The sequence below is a fragment of the Pantoea nemavictus genome, from assembly GCF_037479095.1.
Classification (GTDB): domain Bacteria; phylum Pseudomonadota; class Gammaproteobacteria; order Enterobacterales; family Enterobacteriaceae; genus Pantoea; species Pantoea nemavictus.
The window spans coordinates 405,480-426,377 of record NZ_JBBGZW010000001.1; the positions used below are offsets into that span (position 1 = coordinate 405,480).

The 20,898-nt window shown below is 59.8% G+C and carries 18 protein-coding genes; 1 reads left to right on the forward strand and 17 read right to left on the reverse strand.

Features of this window, described 5'->3' with window-relative positions:
• Positions 1-51 precede the first annotated feature (51 nt).
• The 6 genes from phnK to phnF are packed head-to-tail and all read right to left on the reverse strand — an operon-like array spanning position 52 to position 4,454.
• Positions 52-813: a phosphonate C-P lyase system protein PhnK gene (gene phnK / locus WH298_RS01965; RefSeq protein ID WP_007891770.1), complete on the reverse strand. Its 762-nt coding sequence runs from the start codon at positions 811-813 to the stop codon at positions 52-54.
• Positions 803-1,651 (reverse strand): alpha-D-ribose 1-methylphosphonate 5-phosphate C-P-lyase PhnJ, encoded by an 849-nt coding sequence (locus WH298_RS01970; RefSeq protein WP_049852535.1) that lies wholly within the window; start codon positions 1,649-1,651, stop codon positions 803-805. The genes phnK and WH298_RS01970 overlap by 11 nt, the downstream gene beginning before the upstream one ends.
• Complete coding sequence (locus tag WH298_RS01975) at positions 1,644-2,720, reverse strand: carbon-phosphorus lyase complex subunit (protein ID WP_180822069.1); 1,077 nt, start codon at positions 2,718-2,720, stop codon at positions 1,644-1,646. The genes WH298_RS01970 and WH298_RS01975 overlap by 8 nt, the downstream gene beginning before the upstream one ends.
• Positions 2,720-3,295, reverse strand: a complete 576-nt coding sequence (phnH, locus tag WH298_RS01980) for a phosphonate C-P lyase system protein PhnH (protein ID WP_180822070.1) — start codon at positions 3,293-3,295, stop codon at positions 2,720-2,722. The genes WH298_RS01975 and phnH overlap by 1 nt, the downstream gene beginning before the upstream one ends.
• Complete coding sequence (gene phnG, locus WH298_RS01985; protein ID WP_007891778.1) at positions 3,295-3,741, reverse strand: phosphonate C-P lyase system protein PhnG; 447 nt, start codon at positions 3,739-3,741, stop codon at positions 3,295-3,297. Before phnG ends, phnH begins: the two co-directional genes overlap by 1 nt.
• Positions 3,738-4,454: a phosphonate metabolism transcriptional regulator PhnF gene (gene phnF / locus WH298_RS01990; protein WP_007891780.1), complete on the reverse strand. Its 717-nt coding sequence runs from the start codon at positions 4,452-4,454 to the stop codon at positions 3,738-3,740. Before phnF ends, phnG begins: the two co-directional genes overlap by 4 nt.
• 305 nt (positions 4,455-4,759) lie before the next feature.
• On the opposite strand from phnF, the gene WH298_RS01995 reads away from it, so the two are divergent.
• Complete coding sequence (locus WH298_RS01995; RefSeq protein WP_007891781.1) at positions 4,760-6,925, forward strand: bifunctional diguanylate cyclase/phosphodiesterase; 2,166 nt, start codon at positions 4,760-4,762, stop codon at positions 6,923-6,925.
• 758 nt (positions 6,926-7,683) lie between these two features.
• On the opposite strand, the gene WH298_RS02000 is transcribed toward WH298_RS01995, so the two are convergent.
• The 11 genes from WH298_RS02000 to WH298_RS02050 form a co-directional block, all read right to left on the reverse strand.
• Positions 7,684-8,526 (reverse strand): oxidoreductase, encoded by an 843-nt coding sequence (locus tag WH298_RS02000; protein ID WP_180822071.1) that lies wholly within the window; start codon positions 8,524-8,526, stop codon positions 7,684-7,686.
• A 100-nt stretch (positions 8,527-8,626) separates the two neighbouring features.
• On the reverse strand, positions 8,627-10,597 hold the full coding sequence (locus WH298_RS02005; RefSeq protein WP_180822072.1) for a hydantoinase B/oxoprolinase family protein: 1,971 nt from the start codon (positions 10,595-10,597) through the stop codon (positions 8,627-8,629).
• A 1-nt stretch (position 10,598) separates the two neighbouring features.
• Positions 10,599-12,647, reverse strand: coding sequence for a hydantoinase/oxoprolinase family protein (locus WH298_RS02010; RefSeq protein WP_180822073.1), 2,049 nt, complete (start codon positions 12,645-12,647; stop codon positions 10,599-10,601).
• Between the two features lie 15 nt (positions 12,648-12,662).
• On the reverse strand, positions 12,663-13,109 hold the full coding sequence (locus WH298_RS02015; RefSeq protein WP_180822074.1) for a GNAT family N-acetyltransferase: 447 nt from the start codon (positions 13,107-13,109) through the stop codon (positions 12,663-12,665).
• Between the two features lie 216 nt (positions 13,110-13,325).
• On the reverse strand, positions 13,326-13,838 hold the full coding sequence (locus WH298_RS02020) for an Lrp/AsnC family transcriptional regulator (RefSeq protein ID WP_007890964.1): 513 nt from the start codon (positions 13,836-13,838) through the stop codon (positions 13,326-13,328).
• A gap of 139 nt (positions 13,839-13,977) precedes the next feature.
• A complete protein-coding gene (gene gabT / locus WH298_RS02025; RefSeq protein ID WP_180822075.1) occupies positions 13,978-15,294 on the reverse strand; it encodes a 4-aminobutyrate--2-oxoglutarate transaminase in 1,317 nt (438 codons plus the stop codon).
• A 140-nt stretch (positions 15,295-15,434) separates the two neighbouring features.
• Entirely contained in the window at positions 15,435-16,361 is a 927-nt protein-coding gene (locus WH298_RS02030) for a 2-hydroxyacid dehydrogenase (protein ID WP_180822076.1), read from the reverse strand.
• Positions 16,361-17,206: a GNAT family N-acetyltransferase gene (locus WH298_RS02035; protein WP_180822077.1), complete on the reverse strand. Its 846-nt coding sequence runs from the start codon at positions 17,204-17,206 to the stop codon at positions 16,361-16,363. The genes WH298_RS02030 and WH298_RS02035 overlap by 1 nt, the downstream gene beginning before the upstream one ends.
• Positions 17,207-17,359: 153 nt before the next feature.
• The gene (locus WH298_RS02040) at positions 17,360-19,024 is read right to left on the reverse strand and encodes an ABC transporter ATP-binding protein (protein ID WP_180822078.1); all 1,665 of its coding nucleotides are present in this window, start codon (positions 19,022-19,024) and stop codon (positions 17,360-17,362) included.
• Positions 19,021-19,872, reverse strand: coding sequence for an ABC transporter permease (locus WH298_RS02045; protein WP_049852524.1), 852 nt, complete (start codon positions 19,870-19,872; stop codon positions 19,021-19,023). The genes WH298_RS02040 and WH298_RS02045 overlap by 4 nt, the downstream gene beginning before the upstream one ends.
• Positions 19,872-20,825 carry an ABC transporter permease gene (locus tag WH298_RS02050; RefSeq protein WP_180822079.1) on the reverse strand — a complete coding sequence of 318 codons (954 nt, stop codon included), beginning with the start codon at positions 20,823-20,825 and terminating at the stop codon, positions 19,872-19,874. Before WH298_RS02050 ends, WH298_RS02045 begins: the two co-directional genes overlap by 1 nt.
• Between the last annotated feature and the right edge of the window lie 73 nt (positions 20,826-20,898).

The following is a 20,898-nucleotide window of genomic DNA, read 5'->3' on the forward strand; positions in this document are numbered from 1 at the left end:
TATGCGCAATAAATTGCGCCGCTACGGAATGTGCTCGCCTTCATCGCGCGATTAACTCAGCACCGACGAAACCAATAACTGGGTATACGGATGATGCGGATCGTCCAGCACCCGATCGGTCAACCCGCTCTCCACCACGCGACCCTGCTTCATCACCAGCAGGCGATGCGCCAGCAAACGCGCCACGCCGAGATCATGGGTGACAATCACCACCGCCAGATTCAGCTCACGCACCAGCGTACGCAGCAGATCCAGCAGGCGCGCCTGCACCGATACATCCAGACCGCCGGTCGGCTCATCCATAAACACCAGCGTCGGCTGCGTCACCAGGTTGCGCGCAATCTGTAAACGCTGCTGCATGCCGCCGGAGAAGGTGGTGGGCAGATCGTCGATACGGTTGGCGGGGATTTCGACATCCTGCAGCCAGCGCATCGCCTCTTGACGGATATCGCCATAATGGCGATTGCCCACCGCCATCAAGCGCTCGCCGATGTTGCCACCCGCCGTCACCTGCGGACGCAAACCATCCAGCGGATGCTGATGCACCACGCCCCATTCGGTGCGCAGCAGGCGGCGACGATCGCTCTCGCTCAGCTGATAGAGATCCTGCGCGCGATAGAGAATGTTGCCCTGCTGCGGCGCTAACCGCGCCGACAGGCTGCGCAGCAGCGTGGTTTTGCCCGAACCGGATTCCCCGACAATGCCTAACACTTCGCCGGGATAGAGTTCAAAACTCACCTCTTCAAAGCCTTTGCCTGGCGCATAAAGGTGGGTGAGATTGTTGACCGCAAGCAGCGGCTGTTCACTGTGCATGCTGTTGTTCCTGCTGCTGGTGGCAAAAATCGGTATCGGAGCAGACAAACATGCGCGTACCGGCGTCATCCATCACCACCTCGTCAAGGTAGCTGTGGCGCGAACCGCATAGCGCGCAGGGTTCATCCCACTGCTGCACGCTGAACGGGTGATCGTCGAAGTCGAGGCTCTCCACTTTGGTGAACGGCGGCAGCGCATAGATGCGTTTTTCACGTCCGGCACCAAACAGCTGTAGCGCTGGCATCATGTGCATCTTCGGGTTGTCGAATTTAGGGATTGGCGACGGATCCATCACGTAGCGATCGTTGACCTTCACCGGATAGGCATACGTCGTCGCGATATGGCCATAACGGGCGATATCTTCATACAGTTTCACCTGCATGATGCCGTACTCCTCCAGCGCATGCATGGTGCGGGTTTCGGTCTCGCGCGGCTCGATAAAGCGCAGCGGTTCCGGGATTGGCACCTGGAAAATCAGGATCTGATCCTCCTCCAGCGGCGTTTCGGGAATGCGGTGACGCGTCTGGATCAGCGTGGCATCAATCGTGCGTTCAGTGGTGGCCGCGCCGCTGACGCGCTGGAAGAAGCGCCGAATCGATACCGCGTTGGTGGTGTCATCGGCGCCCTGATCGATCACCTTCAGCACATCGGCGTCACCAATAATGCTGGCGGTGATCTGAATGCCGCCGGTGCCCCAGCCATACGGCATCGGCATTTCGCGTCCGGCAAACGGCACCTGATAACCGGGAATCGCTACCGCTTTTAATATTGCGCGGCGGATGGTGCGTTTGGTCTGCTCATCCAGATAACCGTTGTTGTAGCCGGTTAACTCACTCATGGTTCTGCTCCTGATGCTGTTGGCGCAGCCGTTTCAGCAGCTCAAGCTCCGCCTGGAAATCGACGTAGTGCGGCAGTTTCAGGTGCGAGACGAAGCCCGCCGCTTCGACGTTGTCGGCATGCGACAGCACAAACTCTTCGTCCTGCGCCGGACCGGCAATGCGTTCGTTATACTCCGGTGCCTGCAGCGCACGATCCACCAGCGCCATCGCCATCGCTTTGCGCTCGGAGCGACCAAACACCAGGCCGTAACCGCGCGTGAAGTGCGGCGCGCTGCGGGTTTCGGTGGTGAAGCCATTGACCATTTCGCATTCGGTCAGCAGGATTTCGCCAATCTCGATGTCAAACCCCAGCTCTTCCGGGCAGATCGAGACGCTGAGATAGCCGGTGCGAATTTCGCCGGCGAACGGATGGTTACGGCCGTAGCCGCGCTGCGTCGAGTAGCCGAGTGCCAGCAAGAAGCCTTCGTCGCCGCGCACCAGCTGTTGCAGACGCGCCGCGCGCGTCGCCGGATAACCGGGCGGCTCGCGGGTGATGTCGCACGGTTCGCTGCCGTCATCCTCTTCGCGTGCCGCCAACCCTTCGTGGGTCATCATGCTGAACACGTGCGGACAACGTTGCGGCAGCGCCTGATCGTCACGCGGCGCGGCGGGCGTTTCGCCATTGGCCAGCAGGGTAAAATCGAGCAGACGATGGCTGTAATCATAGGTTGGGCCGAGCACCTGGCCGCCGGGCAGATCTTTGTAGACGGCGGAGATACGGCGCTCAAGGCGCATCTCATCGGTTGCCAGCGCCAGGCTGTCGGCAAGGCGCGGCAGCGTGGTGCGGTAGGCGCGCAGCAGGAAGATCGCTTCGACTAAATCGCCGCTTGCCTGTTTGATTGCCAGGGCCGCCAGCTGCGGATCGTAGATGCCGCCTTCGGTCATCACGCGATCGACCGCTAATCCGAGCTGTTGTGCCACCTGATCGCACTGCACTTCCGCCAGTGCGCGGTCGCCACGCCGCAAATCGGCCTGCAGCTCATGGGCGCTGGCAATTGCCTTCTCGCCCCCTTTAACCGCAACGTACATCAGCACACCTCCACGTCGGTGGTGCGTGGCAGCGCCATCATCGCTTCACCGCAGGTGAAAATCAGATCCACGCCCTGCGGGAAGGGATGCGGACGCTCGCGCAGGTAGTGCAGAATCGCTTCCGGCAGCTGCGGCGCAATAGCGCGCGACTCGCGTAAACCAGGGCCAGAAAGGCGCAGGGTTAAGCCGCCGCTTAATGACGGCAATTCGACAATCAGCGTGGTGCTCTTTTCCGGTGACATATTGTCGCCAGAGGCGAACAGCGCCGGATCGGGATTGGCCGCAGCGTGCGTCAGCGCAAACGGCGCATCGCGCTCATCAACAATGGGTACGCCGGTATGAAAACGCAGATTGCTGCGTACCACCTCGTTATCGATACGACCATCGAGCCACAGTGCGCTCTCCTGATCGACCAGCGTCAGCAGCACCGACGTGGCCGCCGGCGACAGATCGCCCCAGCCCTGCTGCAGCGGCAGCGATACCATCACGCCCGGCTCGCTCATCGCTTTGAGGATGCGGCGGAAGGCGCGTTGTGCATCCGCAACCGGATGGTTAAAACTAGCCAGTAAAGTCATTAGTTATCTCCGCGAACCAGCGTAAAGAAATCCACTTTGGAGCTGGCGATCTCACGCGCACGCAGCTGACGCTGCTCTTCACGCAGTGCTGCCAGCGGGGCAATCAGTTTTTCCTGTAACAGCGCCTGGGTTTCCGGCTGTTGCAGCAGCGCATCAATCACGGCGCAGCGCTCGGCGTGGGGTTTATCGCGCCCCAGCACATAGCTAAAGCCGAGCGTGCCGTCGTGCAGTTTAACCACCGCGCGCGTCACCGTGGCATCGCCCATCACGAAGCGCTTGCCGCTGCCGCCCATGCGCGCCTGCAGGCGGGTTAAACCGGTTTCTGCCGGGCGCACGCGTTCAAAATCCGGGCTCAAACGCAGCGGTTGCCAGTGCGCCTCAAGCTGGCTGGCTTCACTGTGTGCCAGCACCGAAAGCCAGTGCTGGCGGGCGGTTTGTTGTTTCATTGGTGCTCCAGAGTCAGTTCAATCATGTCGCCACGCGTCAGGCTGACGGAGTATTCCGCTACCTGGCCGTCGCTGTGCTTGTTCAGGGTGCGCACGCACAGCAGCGGCGACTGCAGCGCAATCTCCAGCTGCTTGCACTCTTTGGCCTGCGCGCGGCGGGTGCTGATGCGCGTTTGGCTGCGCGTCAGCTGCAGGCCGAGCTGCTGCTGCATAAAGTCGTGCAACGAACCGCTGTGAAACTGCTGCAGCGCGGGCCACCAGCGAAGATCGGCGAGGAAATGGTTGATCACGCACACCGCGACGCCGTTGACGCGACGCAGCGTGCGCAGATGGATAACGTTGTCGCCTTCATTGATGCCCAGCGCGCTGGCCACGTCGCTGCTGGCCGGGCGCACCACCGCCAGCAGGCGTTCACTGGTGGGATGACTGCCCTGCTCCATCAGATTCTGGCTAAAGCGCGCCTGCGCATGCAGCGGGTAATCGTAGGGACGCATCAGCACCAAAATGCCCACGCCGTGACGCCGTTGCAGCAGCCCTTTATTCACCAGTTCGTCGACCGCACGCCGCAAGGTGTGACGGTTCACTTCGTAGTGATCGGCCAGTTGCTGTTCGGAAGGCAGATAGTCGCCGCAGCGATAGCGCTCCTGCAGCGCCTGCTCGAGCTGGGCGGCAACGGCCTGGTACACAGTGGTCGGATGTCTGGATATCTCCATCACGCTCAATACCTCATCTGGTTGAGGATGGCAGCGAAGCTCGCTGCGGGATGGCGATTACATTGCGGGCGGCAGATGACAGCGCCGTGACGGCTCAATGACGCAAAGATGAATTTGCTTTACGGCAGCAGAAACGCAGCGAAACGGCAGCGGTTTTAATAAATTATTTTTAACTGTTCTGTTTGTGACAGTGTTCAAAAATTTAACGCTTATTTACATCACGCTTTCACTGGCCTTAGCGAGTACAGCTTGCGGATGTTCTGCTAAGTTAAAAGATGAATTCAACTTCCTGGGCGAAGCTTAAAATGATTAATGCGTTGAAACTATCGGATGGTTTTCGCCGCACCTTTGTTCGCGAAGTTATTTTGCCGCTGATGGCGATTTTACTGCTGACCTTTGCCGGCGCGGGCGTGGGTCTGTTCTGGGGCACGTCGTTAACCAACAATGAGGCGCGCGATCAGCAGCAGCGCATGATTGAGGCTTCATTTACCCAGAGCCTGACGGAGCATCTGCGCCAGCTGCGCAGCCTGACGCGCTGGTCGCCGCTGGCCGATCAGCTGGCGTCGTCGCATCCCGATCAAACCTGGCTGACGCAAAATGTCGGCGGCTGGCTGTATGACATGTTTGATCACCAGCTGGTGGTGCTGCTGGACCGTGACAATCAGTTGATTAACGTGTGGCGCAACGGCCAGCCGGTGCCGGATAAACGCATCGGCCCCTATTTACAAGACATGCTCACTAGCCCGCTGGTGCAAAACAGTGATGTGGTGGCCGGCCCGACCGATCACGCCGATTTCGTGCGCATTGGTCAACGCGCCGCCGCGCTGGCGGTGGGCGATATCAGCAGCACCAAACAGGCGGGACGCTATCGTCTGGTGAGCATTAAGTTCCTTGATGATGGCTACCTGCGTAACCTTGCCGATCGCAGCCAGCTGCGCCAGTTGCACTTTAGCGATAGCGAACCGGCGGAAAAAACCAAAGCGCGTTACCTGCTCAATTCACAGCAGGGCGATCCCGTCGGCTATCTCAGCTGGCAGCCGGACAAACCCGGCGCGCAGATGCTGCGCACCATCGGCCCTTCCACCTTGTTATCCGTTATTTTGATTACCCTGCTGTGTCTGGTGATGGTGCGACGCATCTGGACCTCGTCACTCAAGCTGTCACAGTCGCTGCTGAAACTGGGTGCCAGCGAAGCGCAGGCGCAGCACCTGGCTTTTCATGATGTGCTGACCGGCTTACCAAATCGCTCACTGGTGGAAGATCGCTTAACCCAGGCGCTGGCAGTGGCCGGACGCCACGATCAGCGTGTGGCGCTGCTGCTGCTGGATCTCGATCGCTTCAAGAACATCAACGATACCTATGGTCATCATGCCGGTGATGAACTGATCATCGAAGTGGCGCGCCGGCTTAACGATATCGTGCGCGCCAGCGACACCGTCGGGCGTATCGGTGGTGACGAATTCATTATTGTGATGCCGGATGTCGAGAATATTGGCCAGGTGCAATCGCTGGCGAATCGCATCATCACCCGCCTGAGCGAGCCGTATCAACTGGTGGGCAGCGAGCTGTGGGTAGGCGTCAGCATCGGCTTAGCGCTGGCGCCGAAGGATGGCATCGATCGGCTGGAGTTGATGCGCAAAGCGGATATTGCCCTGTACGATGCCAAGAATCACGGGCGCGGCCAGTATCGCCAGTTTGAGAAAGTGATGGATGAGTCGCTGCGAACTCGGCAGCAGATGGCGGCGGATTTGCGCCAGGCACTGGTGAAATTCGAGGGGCTGGCGGTGTGGTATCAGCCGTTAATGGATATCAGCGGCCAGCAGGTGGTCGGTCTCGAAGCGCTGCTGCGTTGGCACCATGCGGTGCGCGGTGATGTCTCGCCAGGTGATTTCATCGCCATCGCCGAAGAGACCGGAATGATCATTCCGCTCGGCGAATGGGTGCTGCGCCAGGCCTGCAAAACCGCGCTCAAGCTGCCCGAGATCGTGGTGGCGGTCAATGTTTCACCGGTGCAGTTCCGCGCCACTAATTTTGTCGAGCGCATCATCAACATTGTGCAGGAAGAAGGCGCCGATCCGAAACGCATGGAATTAGAAATCACCGAGGGCGTGCTGATTGAGGATGAACACGAGGCGCGCAACAGTATCATCGCACTGCGTGACGCCGGTTTCCGCATTGCGTTGGATGATTTTGGCACCGGCTATTCCAGCCTCAATTACCTCAGCAGCTTCCCGGTGGATAAAATCAAAATCGACCGTTCGTTTACACAGTCGCTGGGAGTGGCGCAGAACTCCACCGCGATTGTCGAATCGGTGGTGCGGCTGGGGCACGCGATGGGCTTAACCGTTACCGCCGAGGGTGTGGAAACCGAAAGTCAGAAAAATGCGCTGGCCGATGCCGGCTGCAATCAGCTGCAGGGGTATTTGTTTAGTCACGCGGTGCCATTCGAAGAGATTGAGAAGATGGTGTAAACGCCAGAATACCAGGTCGCCATAAATAGCGTAATGCCGATCAGTTAAGCGCTGAGCGACTTTCGTTCGCCATCGGCTGAGGCAGTTTCATCTACGCCGTGCGGCGACCGAGAAGAGGGCGTCTGGGCCACGCCCTCTTCACTCCCCGGCCCTGCGCCAGCCCATCCCGCCGCTTCGCGGTACCTTCACTCCCTCACGATTCCTGACGGACCGGCGGCGATTCGCTCCTGCTCAGCGCCGCCTCTCGCCGCATCCCTGCGGCTCGCCCTGGAATCCCTCACTCGCTCAGCGGGCTGGGATGTCGCCTCAACACCCGCGCTGCAGCATCAATGCCTATTCCTGAATCATCATCGCTGTAGCGCCTGTCGGGTCGCCATTCATGGCGACCACATGACCCAAAATCTTCAGCCTGCAAAATTTCAAATCAGATGCGGTAATGGCAGGCGATGGTGTTGGGCGCTATCCGCAGCGCCGAGCGCAGAGTGACGGCCAGGATGAGCCGACACGACGTCGGCGAAAGCGCGGCATGAGCCAGGGATGGCGAATCCGCGCGGTCCGTCAGGCCGGAGCGATAAGCGAGGGAACAGCGAGGACGGCGCAGGCGCGGATTGCTAAGGTCCGCGCCTTCGGACCTTAGCCCGGCCGCCGGCTTCACACATTCTGAAACTGCCATATACTTAGCGGGCGGAACCCCCGCGGAGCCAGTGCGCTGCTTAACTGACGAGCATTACGCCATGAATGGCGACCTGAACTTTAACTTACGACGGAAAATCCGTATCAATCGAGGTCTGTTTCCACGCTTCGATCTGCGTCAGGCGCTCTTTTAATTTTTCGGTCACCGCATCATAACCCCATGCGCCCATCACTAAATGGCGTGGGGGATTGGCGTGTTCGGTGATGGCGATCATCGCGGAGGCTGCACGCGCCGGATCGCCCGCTTGGGTGCCGCTGTATTCAGACGTGGATTTCATGCGTGCCGCCGCGGTTTCGGCGTATTCCGGCAGCTTGCTCGGGGTTTGATGCAGCGAACGACCGGCCCAATCGGTACGGAACGGACCGGGTTCAACGCAGGTCACGTGGATGCCGAGCGGTGCCGTTTCTAACGCCAGTGAATCAGACCAGCCTTCCACCGCGTGTTTGCTCGCGGAGTAATAACCCGAGCTGGCAAAGCCGATAAATCCGGCCACGGAGGTGATGTTAATAATGTGACCGCTGCGCGCCTTGCGCATGGCGGGTAGCACCGCGCGGGTCAGCGCAAACAGGCCGAATACGTTGGCATCAAACTGGGCGCGAATCTCTTTCTCTTCGCCCTCTTCCACTGAACTTTGATAACCGTAACCGGCGTTATTCACCAGCACATCCACGCCGCCGAACTTATCGATAGCCGCGGTGACAGCTTGTTCGATGCTGGCCTGATCGGTGACGTCCAACGCCAGCGCGATGGCATTATCGTGGCCCGTCACCAGATCCTGCACTTTCGCCGCATCACGCGCGGTCACCACGGTGTGAAAACCGCGCGCGATGGCTTGCTGTGCCAGTTCGCGACCAAAACCGGTTGAACAGCCTGAAATGAACCACACCGGAGTCGTTGCTGAAGCCATAGTGATGTCCCCTTGTAAGCGAAGGCGCCCGATGAAAGCTCATCGGGCAAAGAGAATAACTATGGCAAAGTCGTTTCAGGGCGATTAGCGTTGCGTGCGACTAGTTCAGCATCGCCGGATAGCGCTGCCTGAGCTGGTCAAAAATAGCGTGCATCTGTTCATCCAGCGGCAGCGATGCGCTTTGCGCGGCCACCGCCGTAAACACTTGCTGTTTGAGGAAGTGCCGCCAGCTGACCGGTGCCGCCGCCAGAAATGCCGTGAGCAAACGATAGCGCTCCGGCGTCCACACCGCTTCAAATGCCGTGCGCGCTGCGCCGTGATCGAAATGTTGAGCTGCGCTGCCACGCATCTCTGCCCGCAGCCGGGCCGTGGCGTGGTGGTCGATCTCCCCGTCGCGTAGCGCCACGCCATAACTGTCACGCGCCGCCTGCTCAGAGACAAAACCGCAGCGCACATCCTGTAATACCTGCTGCACTTCGCGCTCCACCGGCAAGCCGTAACCGCCGGCGCCTGGACCGCGCACCTCGACGATATCGCCCGGTTGGCAGTGGATTACATCGGTGTTGCCGTGCTCAATGGCCACCCCATTGCGCAGCGTGCGGAAGTGCGACAGGCCACCAGACGCTCCACCCAGCACCCCCGCCGAGGCGAACACCGAACGATTACGGTTACGCGCCGTCACCGTGCTGTTGGGGGCAGAGATTTCAAACGCCATTTCTGTGGCTAAGCCACCGCGATAGCGTCCGGCCCCCGCGCTATCGGCGGCTAAGCCGTAGCGATGGAAATGGATCGGCACTTCGGCTTCGTTGATCTCAATCGGAGTGTTTTTCAGGAAGGCTGACAAACCGCCCGAACCGTCCGGCCCATCGTGACGCGGCGTGCCACCCGCACCGCCGCCGACCGGGCCCAGCGAGGCCACTACGCTGCGGTTGGCGCTGTCGGTGGTGCGAATGTTCATGATCGAGTTGCCGCCCGGCGAGTTAGCCGGTAAGCGATCGGGAATCGCCTGCGAGAACACGCCGAGCGTAGCGATTTGCGATAGCGCACAGGTCAGCGAGCGCATCCCCACCGCCGCCGGCGCTTCGCAATTCATTACCGTGCCCGGCGGTAATATGGCGCGCGTTGGGCGCAGCGTGCCGGCGTTGAGCAACAGCTTACTGTTCAGCGTCGAAAGCACGTAAGTGACGCCAACCAGCGCCAGCGGATGCCGCTCGCGCCCGCCGGTCGGCATATTCAGTGACGAAGCGAGCTGCGGATCGCTGCCGGTGTAATCCAGCTCCAGCGTTTCACCCGTCACGCGCAAGGTAATCGCCACGCGGCACGGGAAGCCGCCCTCGCCATCTTCATCGGCGAAATCGGCATAGAAGTATTCACCATCGGGAATCGTGGCGATAATGCTGCGCGCCTGCGCTTCAGCGTAATCGAGAATGCCGGCAATGCCCTGCAGAAAATCCACCACGCCAAAGCGCGCAATGATGTCGTGGATCTTGCGCTCGCCAACGTTAACCGACGCAATTTGCGCTTTGAAGTCGCCCCAGTTTTGCTCCGGCGCGCGCACGTTAAGGCGCATAATGCGCGCTACTTCCTCATTCAGTTCGCCATTGCGCACGATTTTCAGCGGCGGAATACGAATGCCCTCCTGCACAATATCGGTGAGCGAGCGTGATAACGAGGCCGGCACCGCGCCGCCGACGTCGGTGTTGTGGATGTGTCCCACCACAAAGCAGACAATCTCGCCGCCGTGAAATACCGGCTTCCAGATATGAATATCCGGCGAGTGCGTCGCCACGTTACCGGCGTAGGCGTCGTTGGTGATGCAGATATCTCCCTCATCATAACGGTCGATCAACGCCAATACCGGAGCGTAATCGATGCCGCTGTACCAGGGCGCGCCGAAGCTGCGCGGTGAGGCAAACGCCAGGCCATCGCGGCTGACGATCTGGCAGGAGAAATCTTCGGTCTCTTTGACAAAGGTTGAGTGCGCGGTGCGCATCAAGGTAAAGGCCATGGCATCGGCGGCGGCCGCGCAGTAGTTAGCCAGAATTTGCAGGTTACGTCCGTCAATTGCCATGTTAGTGCGCCTCCACAGGCGTGATCAGCAGGTTGCCAAAACTGTCCACATCCACCTGCATATGCGGTGGCACGCAGGTGGTGCAGTCATCCTGCGCGATAATCACCGGACCGCTAAGCTGGTGTCCGGCGCGCAGCGTGGCGCGTAGCACCACATCAACCTGATGCGTCGCACCGTCGATCCACGCGCTAACCTGCTGCGCCACAACCACCGGCGCCTCTGCTGCCGCCAGCGGCATCAGCGTCGGTTTGGCTGTGGGAGACGCGATCACCAGACGTAGATTGATGATTTGCACCGCCGCGCGGGCATCACAATGACCAAACAGCTGCTGATGCTGGCGATCAAAGGCATCGTGCAGTGCCGCAACATTGGTCTGCGCCAGCCATGCTGGCTCCAGCGCCACTTCAATTTCGAACGACTGGCCGCGATAGCGCATATCCGCGCTGTAGTGCAGCGTGAACGGCATGCTGGCGCCGTGCTGCTCGCTCAGCCAGGCACGTGCGCGCTGGCTGAGTGCCTGGGCTTCGCTGGCCAAACGATCGGCCAGCGCGGCATCGAGATCGCTATACAGCGTGCGAATAAAGTCGTTGCGGATATCGGCGACTACTCCGCCAAGCGCGGACAATACGCCCGGCGTCGGCGGCACAATGACGCCTTTCATGTTCAATTCGCGTGCGAGGAAGCAGCCCATCATCGGGCCGGCGCCGCCAAACGCGAGGAACCAGAACTCTCGCGGATCGAGACCAAAGCGCGACAGCAAGCCGCTGGTGTCGCCATACATGCTGGAAATTGCCAGCTCGATGGCAGTTTCAGCGGTCTCTTCCACGCTGATGCCGAGCGCAGCGGCCAGCGGCTGCCAGGCGGCGCGCGCGGCGGCGACATCGACGCTCACCGCGTTATAGCCGAGCGCACCGTGACCGATCATGCCGCAGGCGGCAAAGGCATCGGTGGCGGTTGGCTGGGTGCCGCCGCGCTGAAAGCATACCGGCCCCGGCAGCGAACCGGCGCTGTCCGGCCCCATCTGCAGCACGCCCTGATTATCGATCCACGCCAGGGAACCGCCGCCCTGACCCACCGAGGTCACCGCCACGGACGGAATATAAATCGGGAAATCGCCGATGATTTCCCCGTTGCCCTGCGCGACCTGTCCATTAACGATCACCGCCACATCCGCGCTGGTGCCGCCAATATCAAGGCTCAGAATTTTGTCAAAACCGCAGGCCGTGGCGAGGAAGCTGGCACCGATCACGCCAGATGCGGTGCCGGACAGCACCATCTGCACGCACTCACGCTTCGCCTGCTCCACGCCCATCACCCCGCCGTTGGATTTGGTGATACGCGGCGGGGGTGTTACGCCCATGGTTTGCAAGGCACGCTCAAATGACTCGAGGTAGTTGATCACCATCGGCTGCACATAGGCGTTAATGGTGGCGGTGATGGTGCGTTCATATTCGCGGATGATGGGCCAGATATCGGCGGAACAGGAGGTCAGCAGCTCGGGCGCATGCTGATCAATAATGGCTTTCACCGCCGCTTCATTGTGACGATTGCGGTAGCTGTGCAGCAGCGCCACCACAATGCCCTGACAACCTGCGGCGCGCGCGGCGGCAATCGCCTCCAGCACGCTTTGCCGATCCACCTCATGCACTATGTTGCCGAGGCGATCGGTGCGCTCTTTGATGGCAAACACCCGGTCACGCGAAATTAAGGGGGCCGGTCGACGTGAAAACAGATCGTGAATATGGGGGATTTTCAGGCGCGCCAGCTCCAGCACATCGCAAAAACCGTCGGTGGCGAACAGCGCCAGCCGCACGCCGCGCCGCTGGATTACCGCATTGATGCCCACGGTAGTGCCGTGGGTAAAGTGATTAATCTGTTGCGGGTCGATAGCGTCGCGCTGCTGCAGCTGGGTTAATCCAGTGAGGATTTCGCTGCCGGGTTGATCCGGTCGCGACAGCACTTTCAAGGTGTGGAGCTGATTGGTTTGTTCATCCAGCACGGCGAAATCGGTGAACGATCCGCCAATATCGACGCCAACGCGGTAACCCATGTCAAAGCTCCGTTATCAGAAGGGAGGAAATTCCATCAGTTTTTGTGGATCCTGCACCACGCGCCAGCCGAGGCGTTGATACAGCTGATGGGCATCATTGGTCGACAGCATCCAGCGGTGAACCGTCGCCAGTTCCGGATGCGCCCGTACGCAGCTCGCCAGCCAGCTGCCCAGGCCGTGACCGCGCCAGTTTTCATCTATCATCACATCGCACAGCCAGCCGAAACGGGTGTAATCGGTGACCAGCCGCGCAAAGCCAATCGGCTGCTGCAGGTGATAGACACCAAACGGCAGCGAACCGGCAAAGGCGCGCTCGGTTTTAGCGCGCGTCTGATCTTTGGCCCAGTACGATTTTTCCGTGAGCTGCGTGTGGATCCACGCCATATCGAGGCGTTGGCGCTCGGTGGATATGGTGAAGTCATCGCGCTGCCATAGCTGGTCGGCAATAGTGAAGGCGGTCATGGCAACTCCTTGTAAGCGGTTAGATTGAGTGTAAAGGCGAGTAGCCAGCGTACGCCGCTGAAGCGGCAGTTTGAACCAGCAAGATAAAGGGAATTTAGGGCGCGTAAGAAATTTTATGCTGTGGGGGAAAAGAAGGAATGTTATTCGTCCCGGTGCGCATAAATGCGCAGCCTACAAGATCGTAGGGTCGCCATTTATGGCGACCTGGTTAAAACATTAAACGCCAAACTCCACGGAATTCTGTTTCGAAATCAGCGATCTTAGCGGCACGCTACTTTTCATAATCGGTGACTTAATCACGATATAACTGAAGTACTTATCGATGCCGATCTGCGCATCAAGCATCTTCTCAATCACTTCCTGGTAGTGTTCAATGCTGCGGGTAATAAAGCGCAGCAAATAGTCGTAACCGCCGGTGATCAGGTGGCACTCCATCAACTCATCCACCTCGCGCACCGCGTTTTCGAATTTCATAAAATCTTCGCGGCGATGGCCGGAAAGCGTGACTTCAGTGAAAACCGTCACGGAATCGGTGATTTTGGTCAGATTGATGTGGGCTTCATAACCGTTGATAAACCCAGCCTGCTCCAGACGCTTGACCCGTTGCAGGCACGGACTGGGTGAAAGCCCGACGGCGTCGGCGAGATTAACGTTGCTAATACGGCCATCTTTCTGGAGCTGTACCAGAATATTGATGTCGATGCGGTCGAGTTTCATTAAGCCGTTCATAGCACCCCTCATTGCCAACCATTTAGGTTTACCCTCCCGAAGATATAACACGCTTTAAGGTAAATGTGCTATCTCGTTAACTGGTTATACCAGCGGGAGGTTTTCAAATTACTGCTGCAATTTCAATGAGGAAGCCGGACTAACCCAGTCGTCCACTGGCGCGTGCCAGCGCGATATCAAAAATATGCAATGCCTCTTCCAGCTGCGAATCGGTGGTCACCAGCGGCGCAAGGAACCGCACGGTATTGCGGTGAATGCCGCACTTAATCAGCAGTAAACCCTCCTGGCAGGCGCAGTCGAGGATTTTCTGCGTCATGGCAGCGTCCGGACGCTTGGTTTCGAAGTCGATGATCTCCACCGCCTGCATAAAACCAATGCCGCGCACATCACCGATGCAGGCATATTTTTCCGCCAGCTGCTGCAGGCGCGCATTAAGCTGTTCACCGAGCTGATTCGAACGTGCCAGCAGATTGTCATTCTCCAGCAGATCCAGTACCGCCAGCGCCGCCGCACAGGCCAGCGCGTTGCCGCCGTACGTGCCGCCCAATCCGCCAGGCTGTGGCGCATCCATGATCGCCGCTTTGCCCACCACGCCCGAAATCGGTAAACCGCCGCCAATACTTTTCGCCACCGTCACCAGATCCGGCGTGATGCCGAGATGCTGAAAAGCAAACATCTTGCCGGTACGACCAAAGCCGGTTTGCACCTCGTCGAGAATCAGCACGATGCCATGCTTCTCGGTTATGCGGCGCAGCGCCTGCATAAAGTTGGCGCCGGCCTGTAGGAAACCGCCATCGCCCTGCACCGGTTCGATAATGATTGCTGCCACGCGCTCTGGCGCAATCTGCACCGCAAACAGCTGATCCAGCGCCTGCAGACAGTCGTCATCGCTCACGCTGTGGAACGCATTTGGGAACGGCAAACGGTAAATATCGGACGGGAACGGACCGAAGTTCTGCTTATAGGGTGCCGACATGCCGGTCAGCGTGGTACCAAGCAGCGTACGGCCGTGGAAGGCGCCGTCGAAAGCAATAATGCCGCTGCGTTTGGTGTGGGCGCGGGCAATTTTGACGGCATTTTCTACCGCTTCCGCCCCGCTGGTGAAGAACACGCTTTTAAACGCTTCACCGCCCCCCACCAGCGCATTGAGACGCTTGGCCAGCTCGATATAGCCGGGGTACGCCACCACCTGGAAACAGGCGTGCGATACCAAACCCAGCTGTTTGGTCACCGCGTTGACCACCGCCGGATGGTTGTGGCCTACATTTAATACGCCGATGCCGCCTACAAAATCCAGATAGCGATTGCCCTCCACGTCCCACACTTCGCTGCCCTTTGCCCGCTCAATCACCAGCGGATGCGCGGTGACCACGCCACGCGGCACATGCTGCTCACGCGCGTCCAGTAACAGGCTGTTATCGGTATAGGTTTGCTGCTCCGCCATGACATTCTGCATTCTAAAAACCCTCTTTCACGTAACGTTCGGTTGGCTCAAGTATCGCAATCGGTTGGTTTGTCACGCTGCCGTAATCGCGCGGGCAGCGGCATTTCCTGTCAAAATCCCAGGCGTTTCAGCAGGGAAATTCGGCGTCTGGATCAGTATCCGCGCTGGCGATCGATGAGTCCGACCATCGGTTCACCGCGCTGGTAGCGACGCAGGTTGTCGAGCAGCGCGGCGACGGCGCTGTCCGTTTGCGTCTGGCTGGCGATGTGCGGCGTGAGCCAAATCGCCGGATGCTGCCAGAAAGGATGCCCGGCGGGCAGCGGCTCGGGATCGGTCACATCGATCACCGCCGCGCTGAGTTTGCCGCTCGCCAGCGCCGCCAAAAGATCGTCTTCATTTAGCTGCGGACCGCGTCCCACCTGCACCAGCGCCGCGCCGTCGGGTAACTGCGCAAACAGCTGCGTGTTGAGCAAATCCCGCGTGCTGTCGGTGAGCGGCAGCAAGCACACCAGAATGTCGCTGTGGGCAAGGAAATCGCCGAGCTGTTCACTGCCGTGCCAGCAGCGTACGCCCGCGATCTCGCGCGGTGTACGGCTCCAGCCGGCGCAGTCAAAACCCAGCGCGACCAGCTGTTTTAATGCAGCCTGACCGAGTTCGCCGAGGCCCATCACACCGACGCGGCGCTGGCTGGCGGTGCGAATCGGATGGGTTTGCCACTGTTCTGCGCGCTGCTGCTGGAAGTAGCGCGGCATATCGCGATGCAGACCTAACACCGCAAAGGTAACGTATTCAACCATGCCCTGCGTCAGGCCGGGTTCGATCATGCGCACCACCGGCAAATCCGGCGGCAGTTGACTGAGATCGAACTGATCTGCACCTGCGCCCACCGAGAGCAGCGCTTTGAGGTTAGGAAAGGTGCGCATCAGGTTTTCCGGCGGCTGCCACGCCACCAGCAGCTCAACCTGCTGTGCATCACCGATATCTGGCCAGATATGCAGCTGAATATCTGGCGCATGCTGTGCCAGCCAGCGCTGCCAGTGCGCGCCGCGTGTGGCTTCTGATTTATAGACGATATGCATCAGGCCATCGCCTGGGTCATCAACCCAAACGCCTGCATGCCACCGGTCTGCGGTGACCATGGCGTTCCCCGTACCATGGTGGTTGGTGCATCCACCTGCACCAAACCGAGCGTATCCAGCCAGGCCGCCAGCGGCAGCGCGCCGTCCGTGTCGATACGCACGAACTCACCGCGCAGGCCTTGCATCAGTGCCGCGACCAGCGCTGTGGCGCTATCGCTATTGAGAGCGATTACCGGACCAATCGCCCAGCCGTGACCGAAGCGGCGCAGGCTGGCAAAACCGTGCACGCGCTGTTGCGCATCCTGCAACAGCACGGTTTGAACATCGCTAATCAGGCTGTTGATCAGAGCGGGACGCCACATGCCGTGCGCTTGGTGATCAAGTTCGATCAGCAGATCGGCGTCTGTGGCTTGCGCGTTACGCAGCGTTAAGCCAGCAGGAATGCTAACCGCGGGCACCGCCGCCAGCTCGCGCGTTTGATGCTGCTGAATCTGGCCGGTGACGCTAAAACCGAGCTTCTGATACAGCCCTTTGCCCATTTCTGTAGCGTGCAGACGAATGTTGTACTGTGGGAATTTCTCCAGCAGTGCCAGCATCAGCTGCTTGCCGATACCCTGGCCCTGGAACTGAGGATTCACCACTACCAAGCCGATGGTTGCCGCCTGCTCGCCCCAGCGCCAGCCAAAGGCGCTGCCGACAAATTCGCCCTGCTGCTCTGCCACTACGCCTTCACCCAGCGCCAGCGCCTGCTGCCAGTCTTCACGACGGTGCGGCCACTTGAGCTGTTGGGTGATGGCGTAGCCGTGTTCAATATCGTCCTGCGTCATTGCGCGTAGTGTAATCATGGTTGTTCCTTGCAAATGAGGTCGCCATAAATGGCGTGCACACAGTGTAGCGGCGCAATTCATTGCGCGATAAATCGCGCCGCTACGGAAGGTGCGGTAATTTGATACGGCGCTTAGCTGGTCGGCATTTCGCTTTTCATGGCGACCTGGCATTTACTCTGCCTTCAGCACCTCTTCGTGCTCATCCAGCCAGCCCTGGCGCAGTTCAGGCACCGCTCGTTTCAGGCGTTCGAAATAGAGTTCGCTGGTCGGTTTGTCATAGTCGGCACGGGCGATTTGGGTGACAATTCTGCCCGATTTCATCACCACAATATCATCACAAACGGCGCGAACCGCATGCATGTCATGGCTGATAAACAGCACCGACAGCCCGAGCTCGCGGCGTAGTTCGCTGATCAAATCCAGCACCGCGGCAGCCACCACGGTATCTAACGCCGAGGTCACTTCATCGCACAGAATCAAATCTGGCTCCGCCGCCAGCGCGCGCGCCAGGTTGACGCGCTGCTTCTGCCCGCCGGAGAGCGCCCACGGGCGGCGCCACAGCAAGGTGCGCGGCAGCTTCACCAGATCCAGCAACTGATGCAGACGGCGATCGCGATCGGCCCCTTTCAGGCCGTGGAACAGCGTCAGCGGACGCGACAAAATCTGCCCGACGCTGTGCGCCGGATTCAGCGCGGTATCGGCCATCTGGAACACATATTGAATGCGGCGCAGCTCATTGTCCGGGCGCTTATGCATGTCGCCATTGATGTAATGACCGTTAAACAGAATATGGCCGTGACTCGGCGCGTTCAGTCCAGCAATGGCGTGCGCCAGCGTGGTTTTACCCGAACCGGACTCGCCAATGATGCCAATCGCCTGCCCTTTCCACAGCTTCAGATTGATGTCTTCAAGAATGCGAATTTTAGAATGGCCATTGCTGTCGCGCGGGCCGTAACCGGCGCTGAGATCGCGCACTTCCATCAGCGGCTGCATGTCCGCCTCGGCGCAGGTCCAGCTGCTTGGGCGCTCTTTCTGTCGCGCCGCCTCCATCAGCAGTTTGGTGTACTCCGCCTGCGGGGCGCCAATCAGTCGTTCGGTGGTGCCGTACTCCGCCATCTGACCGCGCAGCAACACCAGAATACGATCCGCCATCTGCGCCACCACCGCCAAATCGTGGCTGACGTAAATCGCCGTTACGCCACGCTGCGCTACCACGCGGCGAAACGCTTTCAGCACCTCAACCTGAGTCGTCACGTCCAGCGCGGTGGTCGGTTCGTCAAGAATCACTACATCCGGATCGCCAATCAGCGCCATTGCCGTCATCAAACGCTGCAACTGTCCACCGGAAACCTGATGCGGAAAGCGATCGCCGATGGTGTCGGGATTGGGCAGCGCCAGCTCACGGAACAGCGCAATCGCCTTCTGTTTGGCGTCTTTGCGCTTCATAGTGCCGTGGATCACCACCGGCTCAATCACCTGATCGAGAATGCGCATGCCGGGGTTAAACGACGCCGCCGCACTCTGCGCGATATAGGCCACTTTGTTGCCACGAAACGCGCGCAGCTGGCCCGGCGACAGGCTGCGCACGTCGGTGCCGGCCATATGAATATTGCCGTCGGCGATGCGGCAGCCGTGGCGTGCATAACCCATCAATGCCATGGCAATGGTGGTTTTGCCGGAGCCGGATTCGCCAATCAGCGCCAGCACTTCTCCTCTCTGCACGGTAAAACGAATATCAGCAACCAGATCTATCTCTTCGCCTTTGTCGGTCTGCGCGGTAACGCGCAGGTTCTCAACCGAGATCACCGGCATGGCGGTATGTGGCGTCACGTTCATGCTCCCTCCTTCGCGAGCGTCAGCGGACGCATCTGCTGCAGGCTATCGATAAACAGGTTGGCACCAATGGTCAGGCTGGCAATCGCCACCGCCGGCATCAGTACCGCAGGCGAACCGTTGAATAAGCCCTGCAGGTTCTCACGCACCAGCGTGCCCCAGTCGGCATAAGGCGGTTGCACGCCGAGGCCGAGGAAGCTCAAACCGCTCAGGAGCAGCACGATATAGACAAAGCGCAGGCCAAAGTCGGTAAGCATCGGGTGCACCATATTTGGCAGGATGTCGTGGATCGCCACGTACCAGCGGCTTTCACCGCGCAGACGCGACGCACGCACGTAATCCATATTGCGCAAGCTGCTCGCCATGGCGAAGGCGATACGGAACGCGCCCGGCCAGTAGGTGAAGATGGCGGTAAGGATCAGCATTGGCAGCGAAGAGCCAAACACCGCGACAATCATCAGCGACAGCACTTTGCCCGGCAGCACCAGCAGCGCGTCGTTCACGCGCCCCAGCACCTCTTCCAGCCAGCGCCCGGCGACCGCCGCCAGCAGCGCCAGCAAAGTACCAATGATGCTGGCACAGAGCGCAGCGGTGAGCGCCAGGCCAATGGAGAATTTCGCGCCGTAAAGAATGCGGCTGAGGATATCGCGGCCCAGATAATCAGTGCCGAGCAAGTTGGCAGACGTCATGCCGCCCAGCATCGGCCCGCCGCCGATATCTTCCACGCTGTGCGGGGCCAGCTGGGTGCCGAACAGCGCCATACAGAGCCAAAACAGGGAGATCAGCAGGCCGATGCGGCCGGAGACCGACAGCGACTGAAACAGACGTACAGGCAGCAGCAATGTATTCATCAGCTCCTCCACTTCGGGTTAAAGGCGATGGTGAGGATATCGGCCGCCAGCAGCAGCACCAGATAGCAGGCGGCGAACAGCATCACGCACAGCTGCACCACCGGCAGATCGCGGTTGCTCACCGCATCGACCAGCGCACTCGCCAGGCCGGGATAGCTGAAGATCGATTCGATGATGATCACCCCGCCGAACAGATATGAAAGGCTAAGCGAGATGGCGTTGGCAATCGGCCCGACCGCATTCGGCAGCGCGTGACGCAGCACTGCACGCAGCGGCGACACGCCTTTCAGCAGCGCCATCTCCAGATAGGGGCTGTCGAGTTGGTTGATGGTGGCGGAGCGTGTCATGCGCGCCATTTGTGCCACCAGCACGCAGCACAGCGTCAGCACCGGCAGCGCATAGGCTTTGAGGTAGCTAATGACATCCATATTCGGGCTGCCAAACGACATTGCCGACACCCAATGCAGCTTCACCGCGAAGATCAGTACCGCCACGGTCGCCACCAGAAACTCCGGTACGGCGACGGTGGCCATGGTGCTGATCACCAGGAAGCGATCCAGCGCAGAGCCGCGATTCATCGCCGCGATGATGCCAATCAGCAGCGCCAGCGGCACACAAATCACCGTGGTAATGCCGGCCAACTGCAGCGTGGCGGGAATACGCTGCTCCACCAGCTGCAGCACCGGCAGATGGCTGGCGAACGAGGTGCCAAAATCCCCTTGCAGCATGCCGGTGAGCCAGGTGAAGTAGCGCACCAGCAGCGGCTGATCGAGTCCCAGCTGCTGGCGTAACGCCGCCACCGTCTCCGGCGTGGCATTTTGCCCCAGAATCATCTGCGCAGCGTCGCCGGGCAGCAGGCTGGTAATAAAGAACACCACCGCCGAGACGATAAGTAAGGTCAGGATGCCCGCGCCTGCGCGCCGGGCAATCAGGAACAACATGTATCGGTTCATCGGCGATCTCCTTGTACAGAATCATCAGGCACCGGGTAATCGGTCGCCATGAATGGCGTAATGCCGATCAGTT